The sequence below is a fragment of the Pseudozobellia thermophila genome, assembly GCF_900141855.1.
GTDB classification, from domain to species: Bacteria; Bacteroidota; Bacteroidia; order Flavobacteriales; family Flavobacteriaceae; genus Pseudozobellia; species Pseudozobellia thermophila.
In genome coordinates, this window is sequence record NZ_FQYU01000001.1 from 1104726 (window position 1) to 1122968 (window position 18243).

At 48.3% G+C, this 18243-nt stretch carries 17 protein-coding genes; 8 read left to right on the top strand and 9 right to left on the bottom strand.

The window, feature by feature from the left end; translation table 11 throughout:
• Positions 1 to 20: 20 nt before the first annotated feature.
• The 4 genes from BUB37_RS04605 (at position 21) to BUB37_RS04620 (ending at position 4380) form a co-directional block, all read left to right on the top strand.
• Positions 21 to 1796: an alpha-amylase family glycosyl hydrolase gene (locus tag BUB37_RS04605; RefSeq protein WP_072989165.1), complete on the top strand. Its 1776-nt coding sequence runs from the start codon at positions 21 to 23 to the stop codon at positions 1794 to 1796.
• A gap of 63 nt (positions 1797 to 1859) precedes the next feature.
• Positions 1860 to 2555, top strand: a complete 696-nt coding sequence (locus BUB37_RS04610) for a glycerophosphodiester phosphodiesterase (protein ID WP_094766527.1) — start codon at positions 1860 to 1862, stop codon at positions 2553 to 2555.
• Positions 2555 to 3838, top strand: coding sequence for a BaiN/RdsA family NAD(P)/FAD-dependent oxidoreductase (locus tag BUB37_RS04615; protein ID WP_072989174.1), 1284 nt, complete (start codon positions 2555 to 2557; stop codon positions 3836 to 3838). Before BUB37_RS04610 ends, BUB37_RS04615 begins: the two co-directional genes overlap by 1 nt.
• Before the next feature lie 2 nt (positions 3839 to 3840).
• Positions 3841 to 4380 carry a DUF1697 domain-containing protein gene (locus tag BUB37_RS04620; RefSeq protein ID WP_072989177.1) on the top strand — a complete coding sequence of 180 codons (540 nt, stop codon included), beginning with the start codon at positions 3841 to 3843 and terminating at the stop codon, positions 4378 to 4380.
• Between the two features lie 6 nt (positions 4381 to 4386).
• On the opposite strand, the gene BUB37_RS04625 is transcribed toward BUB37_RS04620, so the two are convergent.
• The gene (locus BUB37_RS04625; RefSeq protein ID WP_397459876.1) at positions 4387 to 4815 is read right to left on the bottom strand and encodes a TspO/MBR family protein; all 429 of its coding nucleotides are present in this window, start codon (positions 4813 to 4815) and stop codon (positions 4387 to 4389) included.
• A gap of 135 nt (positions 4816 to 4950) precedes the next feature.
• Here BUB37_RS04625 and BUB37_RS04630 point away from each other — a divergent pair, with 135 nt between their 5' ends.
• From BUB37_RS04630 to BUB37_RS04645, 4 genes are all read left to right on the top strand, one after another.
• A complete protein-coding gene (locus BUB37_RS04630) occupies positions 4951 to 6033 on the top strand; it encodes a diphosphomevalonate decarboxylase (RefSeq protein ID WP_072989183.1) in 1083 nt (360 codons plus the stop codon).
• Between the two features lie 234 nt (positions 6034 to 6267).
• On the top strand, positions 6268 to 7206 hold the full coding sequence (locus BUB37_RS04635; protein WP_072989187.1) for a mevalonate kinase family protein: 939 nt from the start codon (positions 6268 to 6270) through the stop codon (positions 7204 to 7206).
• A 50-nt stretch (positions 7207 to 7256) separates the two neighbouring features.
• Positions 7257 to 8162, top strand: a complete 906-nt coding sequence (locus tag BUB37_RS04640) for a geranylgeranylglycerol-phosphate geranylgeranyltransferase (protein WP_072989190.1) — start codon at positions 7257 to 7259, stop codon at positions 8160 to 8162.
• 86 nt (positions 8163 to 8248) lie between these two features.
• Positions 8249 to 9091, top strand: a complete 843-nt coding sequence (locus BUB37_RS04645; protein WP_072989193.1) for a pseudouridine synthase — start codon at positions 8249 to 8251, stop codon at positions 9089 to 9091.
• 184 nt (positions 9092 to 9275) lie between these two features.
• Here BUB37_RS04645 and BUB37_RS04650 read toward each other — a convergent pair whose 3' ends face one another.
• The 8 genes from BUB37_RS04650 to proB form a co-directional block, all read right to left on the bottom strand.
• Positions 9276 to 10715, bottom strand: coding sequence for an aldehyde dehydrogenase family protein (locus tag BUB37_RS04650; protein WP_072989197.1), 1440 nt, complete (start codon positions 10713 to 10715; stop codon positions 9276 to 9278).
• 156 nt (positions 10716 to 10871) lie between these two features.
• Positions 10872 to 12470 (bottom strand): M1 family metallopeptidase, encoded by a 1599-nt coding sequence (locus tag BUB37_RS04655; RefSeq protein WP_072989200.1) that lies wholly within the window; start codon positions 12468 to 12470, stop codon positions 10872 to 10874.
• Between the two features lie 31 nt (positions 12471 to 12501).
• Positions 12502 to 13782 (bottom strand): argininosuccinate lyase, encoded by a 1281-nt coding sequence (gene argH, locus BUB37_RS04660; RefSeq protein ID WP_072989203.1) that lies wholly within the window; start codon positions 13780 to 13782, stop codon positions 12502 to 12504.
• A 62-nt stretch (positions 13783 to 13844) separates the two neighbouring features.
• Positions 13845 to 14909, bottom strand: coding sequence for a M20 family metallo-hydrolase (locus tag BUB37_RS04665; protein WP_072989206.1), 1065 nt, complete (start codon positions 14907 to 14909; stop codon positions 13845 to 13847).
• Positions 14910 to 14911: 2 nt separating this feature from the next.
• Positions 14912 to 15691, bottom strand: a complete 780-nt coding sequence (argB, locus tag BUB37_RS04670; RefSeq protein WP_072989210.1) for an acetylglutamate kinase — start codon at positions 15689 to 15691, stop codon at positions 14912 to 14914.
• 1 nt (position 15692) lies between these two features.
• On the bottom strand, positions 15693 to 16445 hold the full coding sequence (locus BUB37_RS04675) for an SDR family NAD(P)-dependent oxidoreductase (RefSeq protein ID WP_244526729.1): 753 nt from the start codon (positions 16443 to 16445) through the stop codon (positions 15693 to 15695).
• A gap of 5 nt (positions 16446 to 16450) precedes the next feature.
• Positions 16451 to 17389, bottom strand: coding sequence for a Rossmann-fold NAD(P)-binding domain-containing protein (locus tag BUB37_RS04680; protein WP_072989213.1), 939 nt, complete (start codon positions 17387 to 17389; stop codon positions 16451 to 16453).
• 58 nt (positions 17390 to 17447) lie between these two features.
• Positions 17448 to 18224, bottom strand: coding sequence for a glutamate 5-kinase (gene proB / locus BUB37_RS04685; RefSeq protein ID WP_072989217.1), 777 nt, complete (start codon positions 18222 to 18224; stop codon positions 17448 to 17450).
• Positions 18225 to 18243 lie beyond the last annotated feature (19 nt).

The following is an 18243-nucleotide window of genomic DNA, read 5'->3' on the forward strand; positions in this document are numbered from 1 at the left end:
ATCCAAGAATTTAGGAGAAAGTGAAAAAAAATCATAAAGACGTAGTCTATCAGGTGTTTACAAGATTGTTCGGCAACACCAATACGACCAATAAGCCGTGGGGGACCATCGATGAGAACGGGGTGGGCAAATTCTCCGATTTTACCCCGAAGGCCTTAAGGGAAATCAAAGACCTTGGGGTCACCTATATCTGGTATACCGGTATTCCCCACCATGCGCTTGTCAACGATTATACGGCCTACGGTATCTCCAACGATTATCCCGAAGTGGTCAAAGGGAGGGCCGGATCGCCCTATGCGGTTAAGGACTACTACAACGTGAATCCCGATTTGGCCGATGACCCCGCAAAGCGGTTGGAAGAATTCAAGGCTTTGATAAAACGTACCCATAGGGCCGGGCTCAAGGTCATTATCGACATCGTACCCAATCACGTGGCCCGCAATTACGAGGGTAAGTCTACGCCGGAGGGGGTGGAGCCCTTTGGGGCCGGCGACGATACCTCGGTCGAATATGCCCGCAACAACAACTTCTACTACATTCCGGGCCAAGCGTTCAAAGTACCCGAATGGAGGGACGGGTATTTGCCCTTGGGCGGCGAAAAAAATCCCTTGGAAGGGAAGTTCGAGGAAATACCCGCTAAATGGACGGGCAACGGGTCGCGCTTGGCACAGCCCGACTTTAACGATTGGTACGAAACCGTTAAAATCAACTATGGGGTCCGGCCCGATGGTTCCCTCGATTTTGATGTGCTTCCCGAAGATTACGGCCATAAAGGGTATGCCGAGCACTATGCCTTCTGGAAAGGGAGGTCGGTGCCCGACTCCTGGGTCAAGTTCAAGGATATCGCCCTGTACTGGCTGGCCATGGGCGTCGACGGGTTTCGTTACGATATGGCCGAAATGGTGCCCGTTGAGTTCTGGAGCTATATGAACTCCCATATAAAAATGACCAAGGCCGATGCCTTCTTAATGGCAGAGGTGTACAACCCCAACGAGTACCGCAACTTTATACGCAGGGGAAAAATGGATTACCTCTACGACAAGGTGGAGATGTACGATTCGCTACTGCATATTATGAAGGGGTACGGGTGGACGGACCACATTCCCGTTGTAAAAAAAGGAAGCGACGATATCGAGCACCATTTGCTCCATTTTCTGGAGAACCACGACGAACTCCGTATGGCCAGTCCTAATTTGTTGGGAGACGCTCAAAAGGGCAAACCGGGCATGGTGGTTTCGGCGACCATGACCACGTCGCCGGTAATGATCTATTTCGGACAAGAGGTCGGGGAGCCTGCGGCCGAGAATCCCGGTTTTGGAAGCCCCGGACGGACCTCGATTTTCGACTACGTCGGGGTACCGCATTTTCAACGTTGGGTGAACGACAAGAAATTCGATGGCGGACAGTTGTCGGCCCAAGAGGCCAATTTAAGGGATTTTTACAAGCGATTGCTGACTTTTACCGTTTCGAGCAAGGCCTTGATGGGCGAATATCAAGACATCCATTTTTATAACCGTGAACATACCGAGTTCTATAACCATCACGTTCTTTCCTATGCCAGGTGGCACGACGATGAAAAATTGATCGTTGTTTGTAATTTCCATGCGGAAGACTGGTTCGGTTTTGACCTCGCACTTCCCGAGGACCTGGTACAAAAATGGAACCTGGCCGATGGGGATTATACGATTAAGGACGTACTGTACGGAAACCAAGGAATACTCAATGTGGAAAGCGGTATCGCCAGGGTCAGGGTCGATGTAAATCCGCTCGAATCCTTTATATTTAAACTGAATTAAATTATTATGATCTTACGACCAAGCATTTTTTTGACCACTTTAATTTTAATCCTGTCAAGCTGTATGAAAGAGAAGAAACCCATCGTCATTGGGCATAGGGGGGCCATGGGGCACGAGACCGAAAACACCCTCGCTTCCATTCAAAGTGCCATTGACCTTAATGTGGACATGATAGAGATCGATGTCTTTAAGATCAAGTCCGGCGAAATCGTGGTCTTTCACGACGACCAGGTAGACCGGCTTACCGATGGCAAGGGCGATATCGAATCCTTTTCCTTCCCCGAACTTCGAAAACTGAAATTGGAAGGCGGGCATACCATCCCTACGCTGCAGGAGGTGCTGGACCTGATGGATGCACGGGTCGACCTGAATATCGAACTCAAGGGCGCCGATACCGCTGAAGACGTAAATAGGATCATTGGGGAATATACCGACGATAAGGGATGGAAACTGTCCGATTTCATTATTTCCAGTTTTCGATGGGATGAACTGCGTGCCATGCGGGCGGCCAATGCGACGATACCCATTGCGGTGCTGACCGGCGAAGACCCCGTAGAGGCCATTCCCGTGGCCAGGGAACTTGGTGCAGAGGCTATTAATCCCAGCTATAAAAGACTCACGGCCGAGAACAGTAAGGCGATAAAGGAGGCAGGGTTGAAGATTTATCCATGGACGGTAAACGACCCCGAAGATATAGCAAAAATGAAGGATTTCGGGGTTGACGGTATCATTACGAACTATCCTGAACGGATCGACTGATGTTCGATGTAATTATTGTCGGAGGCGGGGCCGCGGGCTTTTATACCGCGATCCATCTTGCCGAAGCGCGGCCCGACCTAAAGATAGGTATTCTCGAAAGGGGCAAGGAGGTCTTGGGCAAGGTAAAGGTGTCGGGTGGCGGTAGGTGCAACGTAACCCATGCCGAGTTCGACCCATCCGAACTGGTCAAGAACTATCCCCGGGGCGGCAAGGAACTTTTGGGGCCTTTCCATTCCTATGCCTGTGGCGATACCATGGCTTTTTTCGAAGAGCGGGGAATTGACCTGAAAATTGAACCGGACGGCCGGATGTTTCCGGTAAGCGATAGCTCGCAAACCATTATCGACTGTTTTTTGTCCGAAGTCAACCGTCTGGGGGTTAAGGTCTTGCGGCACAGTGCGGTGACCGATATCCAACGTCAAGAAGAAGGGCCGGAAGAAGACAGGGGATGGCGGGTAACCACCATCAAGCATTCCTATACCTGTAAAAAAATCGTTTTGGCCACGGGAAGCAACCCCAAGATATGGAAGATGTTGGAACAATTGGGGCACCGCATCGAACCTGCGGTGCCGTCGTTGTTTACATTTAACTGCAGCGATAAGCGTATTGCCGGAATACCGGGCATAAGTACCTATGCCAATGTCGATGTGTTTGAAAACCGTCAGGTAGACCTCAAGGTAACCACACGATTGAAAAGCCAGGTCTCCAAAAAGCCCCTGCTCACTTCCGACGGCCCGGTCTTGATAACGCATTGGGGCCTGAGCGGTCCGGCCATTTTGAAGCTATCGGCTTGGGGGGCGAGGGTGTTGCACGAAATGGCCTACCGCTTCAAGATCAGGGTCAATTGGCTGCCCGATTACAGTTTCGATGGCTTGCTCGGACTCTTGAAGGAGATAAAGGAGGTAGAGGCCAAGAAAACCGTAGTGCGTACCAAGGCGGTCGACGTACCCCGAAGATTATGGATCAACCTGGTGTCGGCGTCGGGCATCCAAAAAACCGATAAATGGGCCGACCTGGGCAAAAAAAAGTTGGAGGCCCTGGCTGCCCAGATCACCGAATGCGAACTTAAGATCGAGGGCAAGAGTACGTTCAAGGAAGAATTCGTTACCGCAGGTGGCGTCGATTTAAAGGAGATTAATTTTAAGACCTTCGAAAGCAAAATCGTGCCCGGCATGTACTTTGCCGGCGAGGTAATCAATGTCGATGCCATAACGGGGGGCTTCAACTTCCAAAACGCCTGGACGGGGGGCTATATGGTCGCCCAGGCCCTGGCAAATTCTTGATCATGCCCAAGTACATCGCTTTCTTAAGGGGAATAAATATCGGCGGCCGAAAAAAAATGCCCATGGCCGATCTGCGCGAGGTCCTTCGGAATATCGGATTGGCCCATGTACATACCTACATTCAGAGCGGCAATGTGGTCTTTACTTCCCGTGCGACCGACAAAACGGGATTGGAGAAGCGCATGGAAACGGCCATTTTTGAAGTATTTGGTTTCGAGGTGCCCGTTTTGGTGAAGTTGCGCGAAGAGCTGATCGCGATCCTGGAAAACAACCCCTTTGCCATGGAGGGGGAAGGGGCACGAGGGCAGGTTTACTTTGTGTTGCTGAAAGACCGGCCCGACACGGAATCAAGGAAGGCCTTCGACTCCGAAACGTACGACAACGAGGCGTTTTACTGTACCCCGAATTGCGTTTACCTAAACTGTGGAAGGGGGTATGGCAAGGCAAGATTGAACAACAACCTTGTGGAGCGCAAATTGAAGGTGGGGGCCACTACCCGCAATTACAAGACCCTCTCGAGGTTGGTTGAAATGTCGGGCTAGCCCGGTCTAGTTCAATTCCCATATCCTATAGGTCAATACGGCGGCGAAACAGACCCATAGAAGGTAGGGGACCAAAAGCCAGGCGGCCAGTTTGCTTACCACTTTGAACCAGCGAATGGTGAATATGAGGAGGATGAGCAGGGAGATGATAACGATTACCGCCCAAAACAGTTCCTTCAATCCGAAGAAGACTATGCTCCAAGCGGCGTTCAACAGCAGTTGAAAGGCAAAGTGATAGAGGGCCGTCTTGACCCAGAGGTGGTAAAACCCCTTGGTCCACACAATGCCTGCAGCAACCCCCATACTGATGTACAGAAGGGTCCAAACCGGGGCAAATACCCAATTTGGGGGCGTAAAATCGGGCTTGTTCAGGGTAAGGTACCAGTCGTTTACCGAACCTTGGGTCACGAAGCTCGATAACAGGGCGATGGCCATACAGATACCTACCGAATAGGTAATATGTAAAATTTTGTTTTTCAATTGGGTGGTTAATTGTATTCTAAAGTAATGATTTATTCGCTTGCCTTTCATAGAACGCGCTAAAAACTATCTTTGCAAAAATGAATTGAAATGACCGAGGCAGATTTTGTTCCTTCAAGGTACCCAAATGATGTGGATTCAGGAAAAACAAGCTGGAAATCGCCCAGCAATATCGCCTTGGTGAAGTATTGGGGGAAAAGGGAGCACCAGATTCCGGCCAACCCTTCGATCAGCTTCACCCTTGATGTTTGTGCGACCACAACCTCCGTTTCTTATACGAAATTGGGCGAAGGGGCATCCGATTTTTCGTTCGATTTTAGGTTTGGGGGCAGGCCCAAAGACGAGTTCAAGCCCAAGATAAGGACTTTTTTTGCCCGTGTCGAAAAGTACCTGCCCTTCTTAAGGCAGTACCATTTGCTTATCGAGAGCTCCAATTCCTTTCCCCACAGTAGTGGAATAGCCTCGTCGGCCAGCAGTATGTCGGCCTTGGCCCTATGCCTGATGGATTTGGAAAAACAATTGGACCCGTCAATCGACGATGGTTTTTTTATAAAAAAAGCCTCTTTTCTCGCGCGCTTGGGATCGGGCAGTGCGTGCCGAAGCGTCCAAGGGCCGATAGTCGAATGGGGCGACCATGACGAAATGGCCCATAGTTCGAATTTGTATGGCGTTCCGTTTTCGGGGGAAGTCCATTCGGTCTTTAAAAACTATCAAGACACCGTTCTGTTGGTCGATAAGGGCGAAAAGCAGGTGAGCAGTACCGTCGGCCATGGCCTGATGAAAGACCACCCGTTCGCACTACGGCGCTTCGAGCAGGCGCACCATAACCTGGGCAGGTTGAAAAGCATTTTTGCCGAAGGGGACCTCGACGGCTTTATGGCCGTGGTCGAAAGCGAGGCCCTTACCTTGCACGCCATGATGATGACCAGCATGCCCTATTTTATATTGATGAGGCCCAATACCCTCGAAATTGTCAACAGGATCTGGGATTTTCGAAGGGCGACCGGGTTGAATGTTTGTTTTACCCTCGATGCCGGGGCCAATGTGCATGTGCTCTATCCCGAACACGAGAAAGCCCAAATCGAAAGGTTTATAAAGGACGAACTCGCCGTCTTTTGCCAAAACGGACAATACATACAGGATTCGGTGGGACTTGGTGCCCAAAGGTTATAAGGAGGCGACGGCTTTTGGCATCCAAAGGGCACAAAAAAGAACCGTATCTTGGCTTTTAACGTATTTAAGTAAGAAAAAATGGCATAAAGGATTTTTTATTAAGTGTAGGGCCTATCGTAATTTGGCCTTGTGTTCTTTGACCCTTTAAGGCGGTAAATGACCGGTTAAGGGCCAAAGACCTTAACAATCAGCCGTATATTTTGTACTTTTGCATCACGTGATATCAAACTAATAATGAAAGGACCATTATTTTATTCCAAGATCCTACTCTTTGGAGAGTATGGGATCATCAAGGATTCCAAAGGGCTTTCCATTCCCTATAATTTTTTCAAGGGCGCCTTAAAGCGGGGCGGGAATCCCTCGAAAATGGCCAAGGAATCGAACCAAAGCCTCAGGGAGTTCACGGGCTATCTGGAAATGATCCACAAGAACAGTCCGGATCTCGTATCCTTTGATTTTGACGCCCTAAAGGCCGATGTGGCCGACGGCATGTACTTCGACAGTTCCATTCCGCAGGGCTACGGGGTAGGGAGCAGCGGGGCATTGGTCGCGGCGATATACGATAAGTACGCCCAAGACAAGATTACCGTACTCGAGAACCTTACCCGCGAAAAACTATTGAAGCTCAAGAAGATTTTCGGCAAGATGGAATCGTTCTTTCACGGCAAGTCATCGGGGCTGGATCCCTTGAACAGTTACTTGAGCCTGCCCATCTTGATCAACTCCCAAGACAATATAGAGTCGACCAGTATTCCGGCACAGAATACCGAGGGCAAGGGGGCCGTGTTTTTGTTGGATAGCGGGTCGACGGGCGAAACCGCGCCCATGGTGCAGATCTTTATGGAAAAGATGAAGCACGAAGGGTTTCGCAACATGCTCAAGAATCAGTTTATAAAGCATACCGATGCCTGTGTGGAGGACTTTGTAAAGGGAGATGTAAAATCGCTTTTCGGAAACCTGAAACAGCTCTCGCACGTGGTATTCGACAATTTTAAGCCTATGATACCGTCAAAGTTCCACGAACTGTGGAAGCGCGGTATCGAAACCAATGAATACTACCTCAAACTTTGCGGTTCCGGGGGCGGGGGCTATATTCTTGGGTTTACCCAAGATTTCGACAAGGCCAAGAAGGCCTTAAAGGACTATAACTTGGAAGTGGTTTACAACTTCTGATTTTTCACACCCTTAACTATCGATAGGTTGGATAGCTAAAACCACAATACATGTTTAGCAGAAAAAACAGACTCTTACTATTAAAGTTGCTGAGTTTGTTTTCCGTGGTCCGGGGCTATAACGTGTTGATGATCGCCTTGGCCCAATACCTGGCCTCGGTGTATATCTTGGCGCCCGAACTGCCCTTGCGCAAGGTAGTTTTTGACCTCAATCTCTTTCTTATCGTTCTTTCTTCGGCCCTTGTCATTGCCGGGGGCTATATCATCAATAATTTTTATGATGCCGAAAAAGACCTGATCAACAAGCCCGGAAAAAGCATGCTTGACCGTTTGGTAAGCCAACGGTTTAAGCTCACTACCTATTTTGTCCTCAATTTTTTGGCGACTTTTGCGGCGAGCTATGTATCGTTCAAGGCGGTACTTTTCTTTTCGGCCTATATCTTCGGTATCTGGTTCTATTCGCACAAACTCAAAAAGATTCCCTTTGTTGGCAATTTTGTTTCCGCTACTTTGGCCATTACTCCCTTTTTTGCCGTTTTTGTCTACTACAAGAACTTCGATACCGTAATTTTTGTCCATGCCATCTTCCTCTTTTTGCTGATCTTGGTCAGGGAAATGATCAAGGATCTGGAAAATATTGCAGGCGACATGGCACAGAACTATAAGACCGTTCCCATTCTGTACGGTCCGAAATTTTCGAAGATGTGTATCAGTCTTCTCCTGCTGTTTACCCTGATACCGGCATTTCTGTTGACCCAATATTTTGACGTGGGTCACATGGATCTCTATTTTTTGGGATGCATTGTATTTCTTGTACTATTGGTCGTCATGCTCTGGAAGGCACAGACCAAGCTGCATTATGTGGGGCTGCACAATATCATAAAATTCATAATCATTGCAGGTGTTTTTAGCATACTGTTGATCGATATCCACCTTGTGCTCAATAGGATTTTTTGATCCATCGCACTAATTTTCAGGCATCCTTCCAAAGGTAGATGCGGGCATTCAAAGATTAAGGTTACCTTTGCAAAAAAAATAGAGGCATGAGCAGATCGGAATCAAATGATGGAAAAAGGGCATCGGGTCGACAAGGTGGAACATTTCGGAAAAAAAGTTATGCCAGGGGGAACGCTCCCATTAAAAAACCGGGGGCGGTCGAAAAGCCGGGCGACCCCAACTTGATCCGTTTGAACAAATATTTGGCCAATTCGGGCGTGTGTTCCCGAAGGGAGGCCGATATCTACATTGCGGCCGGTAATGTTACCGTCAACGGTAAACCGGTTACCGAAATGGGCTACAAGGTAAAGCTTGAAGACGAGGTGAAATTCGACGGTCGCGTGTTGAACCCGATAAAAAAGGAATACGTGCTCTTGAACAAACCCAAGGATTTTACAACCTCGGGTAGAAACGAAAAGGGCAGGCGTACGGCCATTGGCCTGATATCAAAGGCCACCAAAGCCGAACTGAAACCCGTGGGCAAGATGGGGAAAGACGCGACGGGACTTCTGTTGTTCACCAACGACGGTGAATTGACCAAACGTCTCAATAGCCCTAAGAACGGCCTCCGTAAAATCTTCCATGTCGAGTTGGACAAGCCCCTGAGGAGTGCCGATTTAAAGAAAATCAAGGAAGGCTTGGCCGTCGATGACAAAGTGGTGAAGGTGCACGATGTTAGTTTTATCGAAAATGCGCCCAAAACCCAGGTCGGTATAGAGATCTATAGTACCAGAAACAATATCGTTCAGCGAATTTTTGAAACCTTGGAGTACCAAGTGGTCAAAATGGATCGGGTGGTTTATGCCGGACTTACCAAAAAGGACCTGCCCAGGGGGCATTGGCGCTACCTTACCGAACAGGAGGTGGCCAATTTGAGAATGATAAAATAAGCCTGCCGATAACCGGCATCCTTATTATAACCATAAAGTAAGGTTGTGGTAACTTCGAAAGGATCGAAAAACGCCATATTTGCCATGCGCTTTACTTATTAGTAGTAAACGGCCGGGAAGGCCTTAAAACCGATATTCGTATCGGTTTTGTCTTTTCCTATGGTCTTTGGTCGCAGGTGCCGGTCTAAAACCACTTGAGGGTTAGGTCGATCAGTTTTTGTTTGAAATCGTTGTAGGGGGGTGTCAGCAAATCCAAGGCATTGGTCATGTGCTGTTTGAATATGCCCCTGGGATTGGAAAAGGATTTAAAGCCTTCCCGACCATGGGCCTTGCCGATACCACTGTTGTTCGATCCTCCGAAAGGCAGGTTGGTGTTGAAAAAATGGGCGGCATTGTGGTTGATACAGGTGCCGCCGGCACGGGTGTTGGCAATGATATGATCGATGTTCCCCTTCTTTTTGCTATAAATGTACAGGGCCAAAGGTTTCTCCCGCGAATTGATCTCATCGATAACCTTCTCGATATCGGTAAATCCGTAAACGGGCAATATGGGGCCGAAAATCTCTTCGGTCATAAGCCTTGAATCCCTAGGAACATCCGTCATCAAGGTGGGGGCGATAAAGTTTTGGTTTTTGTTGAATTTTCCGCCGGCTTCCACCTTGGCGCCCTTTTCTAGGGCATCGTCGACATACCCCTTTACCCTTTCGAAATGGTGTTGGTTTACCATTCTGTTATAGGAGGCTTCCTGTAAGGGGTCTTGCGTATAGAAATTTTCGACATGCTTTTTAAAGGATGCTATAAATTCGGTCTTTTTGCTTTTGTGGACAAATAAATAGTCGGGGGCGATACAAACCTGTCCGTTGTTGACGTATTTGCCCCACGCTATCCTTTTTGCGGCCAGGTCGATATCTGCCGTTTCGTCAACGATGGTCGGCGACTTGCCACCCAGTTCAAGGGTAACGGATGTCAAATGCTCCGCGGCCGCCTTCATTACAATTTTGCCGATACTGGGGGCACCGGTAAAGAATATGTGGTTGAACGGTAACTTCAATAATTCGGTCGATGTACCGACCCCGCCTTCGAAAAGGGCCACTTCGTCTTCCTCGAAAACTTCCTTCACGATTTGCTTCATGGTGGCCGTGGCGTGGGGCGTAATCTCCGAGGGTTTTAAGATGACGGCATTTCCCGCGGCTATGGCCGAAACAAGGGGGCCAAAGGTCAAGTTGATGGGGAAGTTCCAAGGGGAGATGATCAATACCACTCCCTTGGGTTCGTATTTGATACGGGAACTCGATCCCAACATGGCAAGCGGTGTCTTGACACGTTCACCCCGCATCCAGGAACGCAGATTTCTTTTGGCGTCCTTGATTTCGCTGGTTACCGGATAAATTTCGGTCAAATCTACCTCACTGGGGTGCTTTCGGTAATCGTTGAACAGGGCTTCCTTGATTTGGGGCCTGTATTTCAGTAATGTGGTATGGAGCTTTTCCAGTTTGGCAATTCGCTGCTTGGCGGTCGTATTGCCTATATTAAACTGATTTTGTTGCTGTACATTGAAAACCCGAAGCATCTCCGATGCCGGTGTCTCTACTTGATCGGGTTCGATAAAGGGGGTGCTGCCCATGGTTTATTGTTTTTAGACCTCCTCTTAAAACTACGAAAGCTTTTACTTGTTCTCCTAATTTTTTTAAAGAATACCAATCGGCTTAAATACTCGGGAGGGGCTAGAGCTATGGTTTTTAAGAGTTGCTTCGACGGATGGCAAAGCTGGGATAAACGCTTAGTTCTTCTCCTCGAACAGCAGCCAAGATTCAGGGTCCAATACTACATCGTCCGGTTTGGAATCCAACTTGATCGTTACATTTTTTAGGGCAGCATCCATTTCCGTTTTGTAAATGGTGACCTTTCCGTCTTTTTTGACGCCTATTTCCAAGGGAAATTTAAAAATGTGGTGTTTTTGAAGCTGCTCGAGGTTGACCTGTAGTTTCTTTTTATTGTAGCTCCAGTTCCATTTGATTTCGGGGTGCCCTTTGGTAAAGATCCATTGTTCGAAGAAGCTCTCCAGGTCTTTTCCGGAAACCTCTTCCATAATATTCTGAAAATCGGATGTGAGGGCGTTCGAGTTCCGAAACGCCTTGTAATAGGCTCGTATGCCTTTCCAAAAGGTTTCGTCGCCCAGCTTATGGCGTAGCATGTTCAAGACCCAACCGCCTTTTTGGTAGGTGTTGACACTTAACACCTTCATCGGGTCGGTAATGCTGGGGTCTACAATGGGTGAGGGGTGCTTTAGGTAATAGTCGATGATCTGTTTGCGGTCGAGCTCCAATTCCTCTTTTCGCTTCTCATTGCCGTATACACTTTCCTGATAGAGTATAGCGAAGTAGGTAGCAAAACCTTCGCTGAGCCACACGTGGTTCCAGTCCTTTTCACTGGCCGAGTTTCCAAACCATTGGTGGGCGATTTCGTGGGCAATTAAGCCTTCCACTTCGTTTTTTCCGTTGACCGAATTTTCAAAATAGGCAATGGTACCGGCATTCTCCAGTCCGCCCCATTGGGTCTTGGCCTGCATATTCGCCAGTTTGGCGTAGGAATACGGACCAATGTTGTCGATGAAGTATTTTAAGACTTTGGTGGCCACCCCGTAATCGGAAAAGCCCTCGAGTCGGTTTTCGGGGTATACCCAGGCCGAAACGGGAATGTCGTAGACCTCGTCAAGCAGTTTACTGGCGAATTGGGTAACACCTATGGTCATTACCTTCATGGCTACCGGGGCCGGTTCTTTATAGCTGGTGAGCTTTAGGCCGTTGCCTAGGTTGCTTTCCTCTATTTTTTCGCCCGTGGCCACTACGTCGTAATGGGCGGGAGCCGTAATCCGGAACTCTACCGATGCCTTGTCGTACGGGTGGTCTACCGAAGGAAGCCAATGCCTTGCCAGGTTGGGCCAGTTATCGCCAAAGAAGGAACGCTGACCGAATTTGGTAGTGTCGATAACGAGTCCCCTTTCGGGTATGCCCTCGTAAACCACTTTGTAGGTGCGGGTTTTTTCTTCGGATGGGGCAGGGACAATTTTTATTTTATTGCCCTCATACCTATAGTTCGCAGGTTGGTCCCCTTCAAAAACACCGGAAACATCCATGCCGTAACTTCCCGATTGGGCAATGAGGTCCAAGGCAAAGGGGCTCGCCTCCTTTTTAAAGGCCACCGTAATTTCGGCCTCGCCCTTTATCTTGTTCGATTCATCGGAAAGGGTGAGGGCGAACACATAGTGCTGTACATCGGCGGAGGTATTCCTTTGATAGGTGTCTTGGGCTTTTGCGCATATCCCTATTATCACGAAAAGGAAGAAAATGAAATTTTGGCAATGCCCTTGTTTTCCCATGAATCGTCTGTTAGGTGGAATACCCGCTAATTTATAAAATCTTCTCCATCTTGTCCCTTATGTCCTCCAGGCACAGATTGCCTAAACTACCTTCGTGGGTATGGTGGATATCGCGTTTTGGACTAAAGGTGCCTTCCTGAATCTCCTTGCCCATTTTTTTATAGGCATCCCTAAAGGGCATGCCGCTCTGTACCAGCTCGTTTAGGGTGTCGACACTAAAAAGGTAGTCGTATTTGGGGTCTTCCAGTATACTCTTGTTTACCTGCATTTCCTTAAGGCTAAAAGTCAATATTTCCAAACACGCTTTCATATCTTGAATAGCGGGAACAATAATTTCCTTTACCAATTGCAGGTCCCTGTGGTAGCCACTGGGCAGGTTGTTGATCACCAAGGTCAACTGATTGGGAATGCCTTGTAGCTTGTTGCACTTGCCCCGTACCAATTCAAAAACATCGGGGTTTTTTTTGTGGGGCATAATGCTGCTGCCAGTGGTCAATTCGTCCGGGAAGGATACGAAGTTGAAGTTCTGGCTCATGTACAAGCAGATGTCCATGGCGAGTTTGGATAGGGTAGCGGCAATGTTCGCCATCCCGAAGGCCGTGGCCTTCTCTACCTTGCCCCGGCCCATTTGGGCGGCGACTACGTTGTATTTCAAGGTTTCAAAGCCCATTTCTTGGGTCGTAAAACTGCGGTCTATGGGGAAGGAACTTCCGTAACCCGCAGCGCTGCCAAGCGGATTCTGGTCGGCCACTTTATAGGCGGCATCGACAAAATACAAATCGTCGATAAGGCTTTCGGCATAGGCCGATAACCATAGGCCAAAGGAGGAAGGCATGGCAATTTGTAAGTGGGTGTATCCGGGCAACAGAACATCTTTATATTTTTCGGCCAGTTGCAATAACAGATCAAAAAGTTCTTTGGTACCTGATTTTATTTCTGAAAGTTCGTTTTTCAAGTATAGGTGCATGGCGACCAAAACCTGGTCGTTTCTTGACCGTGCGGTGTGTATTTTTTTACCGGTACCCCCTAGTTTTTCGGTAAGTACGTACTCTATTTTGGAGTGCATGTCCTCAAAGGAATCCTCAATTACAAACTCGCCCTTTTCAATGGTTTCGGCAATGGCATCCAGTTCTTTCACCAAGGCAGAAGTTTCCTCGTCGGTCAACAATCCTATTTTGCCCAGCATCTTGGCATGGGCCTGCGAGGCGATTACGTCGTATTTTGCCAAGTGCAGATCCAGTTCGCGGTCGTTGCCTACAGTGAAATGGTCTATTTTTTTATCGGTGCTAAAGCCTTTGTCCCAGAGTTTCATAATTGTCAGTTTGCATTGATCAATAAACAATTATCAATTGATTATTGTTTGCTGATTATTGTTTATTGTAAAAATCCTTTTAATAGTTTAATGTACAGATCAATTCCCTCTTCAATTTCGTGAACGTAAATATACTCATCCGCGGAATGCGAACGGGTACTGTCGCCAGGGCCCAATTTCAACGATTGGCAGCTTAAGGCCGCTTGGTCCGACAAGGTGGGCGAACCGTAGGTCTTTCTTCCTAATGCGATCCCCGACTGCACAAGGGGATGGTCTTTGGATATGGACGACGAGTTTAACCGTAGCGAACGTTCCTTTAATTCGCAGGGAGCTTCCTTTTTTAACAGTTCGGCAATTTCGGCATTGGTGTATTTGTCGTTTACCCGAACGTCTACGACCAATTCTACCTTGGCGGGTACCACATTGTGTTGGGTTCCCGCGTTTATTTGCGTAACGGTCATTTTTACGGGTCCAAGAACGTCCGATACTTTCGGGAATTTATAGTTTTTGAACCACTCCAAAACTTCAATGGTGTTGTAAATGGAGTTGTCGTCGTTCGGATGTGCGGCATGCGAAGGCGTACCTTTTACCACGGCATCGAAAACAATGAGGCCCTTTTCGGCAATGGCCAAATCGAGTAGGGTAGGTTCCCCGACGATGGCCACATCAATTTTTGGGAGCAAGGGCAAGAGTCCCCTTAAACTGTTGGGGCCGGCACTTTCTTCTTCCATTGAGGCCACCATCAAAATATTGTGGTTGAGGTTCTCTTCGGCGTAGTAGTGCGTAAAGGTAGCGATAAGCGAAACCAAGGCGCCTCCGGCATCGTTGCTGCCCAATCCATACAGTTTGCCATCTTCGATATGGGGGTGAAAGGGATCACGGGTATAGGCCGAATTCGGTTTTACCGTATCGTGGTGCGAATTGAGAAGAAGCGTGGGCTTGTTTTCGTCAAAATGCTTGTTTACCGCATATACGTTGTTGATGTGGCGTTTGCACGGAATGCCGAAAGCCTTGAACCAGTTTTCAATGGCATCGGCGGTCTTGTCCTCCTCCGATGAAAACGACTGGATCGAAATCAGTTCCTTTAGTAATTCTATCGCTTTTTGCGTTAATGCTGCTTGTTCCATTTTTATAGGGTAAGGGTCGTGAATAAGGTGGCTTTGGGGTCGAGCATGCCAATATCCCCAATACGAACCTGGTGTACGTTTTTGCGAAGGGCATGAAAGCAATTCTCCATTTTGGGAAGCATGCCGTCGGCGATGATCTTTTGCTCAAGTAGGCTTTGGTACGATTGGCTATCGATGTGTTTTACCACCGATGTGTCATCGTTTACATCCATTAAAACCCCCTTTTTCTCAAAACAATAGTAGAGGGTGGTCTCGTAATTTTTGCTCATGCCAATGGCCAGTTCAGAGGCTATGGTATCTGCGTTGGTGTTCAACAATTGTCCCTTTCCGTCATGCGTCATGGCACAGAAAACGGGGGTAAGGCCGGCTTCCAAGAGTTTGGATACCGTTGGGGCGCTTACGCCGTCAACATCCCCGGCAAAGCCGTAATCGATCTCCTTTACCGGCCGTTTATGGGCCTGAATGGTATTGCCGTCGGCACCGCTGAGTCCAATCGCATTACAGTTGAGCGACTGCAGTTCGGCCACGATGTTCTTGTTTACGAGTCCGCCATAGACCATGGTAATGAGTTCGAGGCTTTGGGCGTCGGTAATGCGGCGTCCGCCGATGAGTTTTGATTCTATTCCGAGTTTTTTGCCCAACTGGGTGGCCAGTTTTCCGCCGCCGTGGACCAATATTTTTGGGCCTTCCAATTCGGAAAAAGCCTTTAAGAACTTAGAAAGTTCTTCTTTGTTTTCGATGACGTTGCCACCGATCTTTATGATGGATAATTTTTGTTTCATGTTACGAATTTATAATTCCTCCGTCAATGGTCATAGCCGTACCGGTGATCCATGACGCATCTTCGGACACCAGAAAAAGGGCCAGTTTGGCGATATCTTCGGGTGTGCCCAATCGATTTAACAAGGTGGATTCGGCTGCATTTTCAACGGCCTTGTCCGGGTTTTTGAAGGCTTGTGCCGAATTCCAAAGTAAAGGGGTGTCCACCGGGCCCGGACACATGGCGTTCACCCTGATGTCGGGTGCGTATTCCATGGCCATTTGCTTCATCAGTGCCACGGCCCCTGCTTTTGAGGCGCAGTAGGCGGGGTGGTTGGGGAAGCTCTTGAAGGCCGCAATGGAAGCGTTGATCAAAATGCTTCCTTTTTCTTTTTGTAAATGGGGAAGGGCAAACTTGGAAAGCGAAAAAATACTCGTCAAATTGGTCGCCAGGGTTTCGTTCCAAAGTGCATCCGAGAGATCGACAACATTGCCCAATCCGAGTATACCGGCATTAAGCGATACGATATCGAGCTTTCCGAAATTTTCTAGGGCGCTGGAGACCAAGCTTTCGTTATAGGAGGCATCCTTAACATCGCCTGCCACGAATATGGAGTGGGGCAATTGTTCGGACAGTGCGATGCCCCGTTCTTGGTTTCTACCCGAAAGCACCAATTGGGCCCCTTCGGCGGAAAAAAGCTCGGCTATGGCCTTGCCCATTCCACTCGTGGCCCCCGTAATGATGCATACTTTGTTCCCTAGTTTTTCGATTGCCAAGAATTTTAATTGTTCTCCAAGATTTTTTTCAGTACGATCTGCGCGGCATAGGTTCGGTTGTTGGCCTGTTCGATGACGAGGGATCGGTCGCTGTCCAACACATCATCCGAAACCACAACGTTTCTTCGTACCGGTAGGCAGTGCATAAATTTGGCCTTACCCACTTTTTCCGGGGTCATGGTCCAGCTTTTGTCTTGGTTCAATACCTTGCCATAGTCATTGTAACTGCTCCAGTTTTTTACATAGATGAAATCGGCATTTTCGCATGCCTTTTTCTGGTCGTATTCAATGGGCGTTCCTTGGGTGATCTCGGGATTCAGTTCATAGCCTTCGGGGTGGGTGATCACAAAGTCGGCATCCTGCAACTGCATCATTTCTACGAATGAATTGGCTACGGCATGCGGTAGCGCCTTCGGATGCGGGGCCCATGACAGTACCACTTTGGGCCGTTTCTTGGTGTTCTGTTCGGCCAGGGTAATGGCATCTGCAAGGGCCTGTAAAGGGTGGCCTACCGAACTTTCCATGTTTACGATGGGTACGGAGGCGTACTTTTTAAAGCCGTTCAATACCTTTTCCGATTCATCCTCCTCCTTGTCCTTCAATCCGGCGAAAGCCCGAATGGCGATAATATCGCAGTATTGCGAAATAACCTGGGCGGCCTCTTTGATGTGTTCCGAGGTGCCTTGGTCCATAACGGTTCCGTCGGCATATTCCAAGGCCCAACCTTCACTTCCGAAATTCATGACGATAACCTCTAGGCCTAGGTTCATGGCTGCCTTTTGAGTGCTTAGGCGGGTACGGAGACTGTTGTTGAAAAACAACAGGCCAATGGTCTTGTCGGCACCTAGGTTCCTGTGTTTTTTAGGGTTCTTTTTTAGGTCTCGGGCTTCTTCTACCCAATTAGGTAAGGAGTCTATGTCTTGTACGGAAAGGTAATGTTTCATTCGTGTGCTGTTTCTCTGGCTATTCTTGTTTTTCTACGTATTTACTTCAGTTGTCACTCTAAAAACGATCGTTTTTCGTCTTGATCTTGGTGTGCTTTCCCGATCCGCCGAAGGCGTCGGTTATAAAATTATCATTGAGTCCGTTTACGATCCATGTTTCAATGTTCGCTTGCTGGGCAATGGTGGCGGCCTCTACTTTCGATTGCATGCCCCCGGTACCGTGCGATGATTTATGCGAACTGATCTGGTGATGTAGGTCGGCAACGCCCATTACCTCGAAAATGGTTTCGGGCCGTCCCTCCTCTATTGATATTTTGGTATAGATGCCATCGGTATTGGTAGCGATCATCAACAGGTCGGCGTTGAGCAAGGTAGCTGTCAGTGCCGCCAGTTTATCGTTGTCGCCAAATTGGATCTCATCGGCGGCCACGGTATCATTTTCGTTGATGACGGGGATGAAGTTATTGCTGATCAAAATGTCTATCGTGTTCTTGATGTTCGCCTTTGATTTCGGATTCTCAAAATCGGAGTACGATAAAAGGCATTGGGCCGCAAACAGGCCAAGTTCCCGAAAGCTTTCTTGGAACATTCGCATGAGATGGGGCTGCCCGATGGCCGCCAGGGCCTGTTTTACATTGATGTCCTCGCCGTTGTGCTCCAATTTCACGAACTGTTTGGCAGCGGCTATGGCACCTGAGCTTACGATGATAAACTCATAGTCGTCCTTAAGGGCGGCAATTTGTCGGCCGATATCCTCTATCTTTCCCCGGGAAATCTGATCGGTTTCCTTGGTAAGGGTGTTCGAGCCTATTTTTAATAAGATCCTTTTTTTCATCAAGTGTGCTTTTACATCA

Excerpts from the sequence above, each read along its gene's own strand:
- BUB37_RS04645 (WP_072989193.1), top strand. The coding sequence starts at position 8,249 with ATGAGCAGATCGGAATCAAATGATGGAAAAAGGGCATCGGGTCGACAA.
- BUB37_RS04620 (WP_072989177.1), top strand. The coding sequence starts at position 3,841 with ATGCCCAAGTACATCGCTTTCTTAAGGGGAATAAATATCGGCGGCCGA.
- BUB37_RS04625 (WP_397459876.1), bottom strand. The coding sequence starts at position 4,815 with ATGGCCATCGCCCTGTTATCGAGCTTCGTGACCCAAGGTTCGGTAAAC.
- BUB37_RS04610 (WP_094766527.1), top strand. The coding sequence starts at position 1,860 with ATGAAAGAGAAGAAACCCATCGTCATTGGGCATAGGGGGGCCATGGGG.
- proB (WP_072989217.1), bottom strand. The coding sequence starts at position 18,224 with ATGAAAAAAAGGATCTTATTAAAAATAGGCTCGAACACCCTTACCAAG.
- BUB37_RS04650 (WP_072989197.1), bottom strand. The coding sequence starts at position 10,715 with ATGGGCAGCACCCCCTTTATCGAACCCGATCAAGTAGAGACACCGGCA.
- BUB37_RS04680 (WP_072989213.1), bottom strand. The coding sequence starts at position 17,389 with ATGAAACATTACCTTTCCGTACAAGACATAGACTCCTTACCTAATTGG.
- BUB37_RS04630 (WP_072989183.1), top strand. The coding sequence starts at position 4,951 with ATGACCGAGGCAGATTTTGTTCCTTCAAGGTACCCAAATGATGTGGAT.
- argH (WP_072989203.1), bottom strand. The coding sequence starts at position 13,782 with ATGAAACTCTGGGACAAAGGCTTTAGCACCGATAAAAAAATAGACCAT.
- BUB37_RS04640 (WP_072989190.1), top strand. The coding sequence starts at position 7,257 with ATGTTTAGCAGAAAAAACAGACTCTTACTATTAAAGTTGCTGAGTTTG.
- argB (WP_072989210.1), bottom strand. The coding sequence starts at position 15,691 with ATGAAACAAAAATTATCCATCATAAAGATCGGTGGCAACGTCATCGAA.
- BUB37_RS04655 (WP_072989200.1), bottom strand. The coding sequence starts at position 12,470 with ATGGGAAAACAAGGGCATTGCCAAAATTTCATTTTCTTCCTTTTCGTG.
- BUB37_RS04635 (WP_072989187.1), top strand. The coding sequence starts at position 6,268 with ATGAAAGGACCATTATTTTATTCCAAGATCCTACTCTTTGGAGAGTAT.
- BUB37_RS04665 (WP_072989206.1), bottom strand. The coding sequence starts at position 14,909 with ATGGAACAAGCAGCATTAACGCAAAAAGCGATAGAATTACTAAAGGAA.
- BUB37_RS04615 (WP_072989174.1), top strand. The coding sequence starts at position 2,555 with ATGTTCGATGTAATTATTGTCGGAGGCGGGGCCGCGGGCTTTTATACC.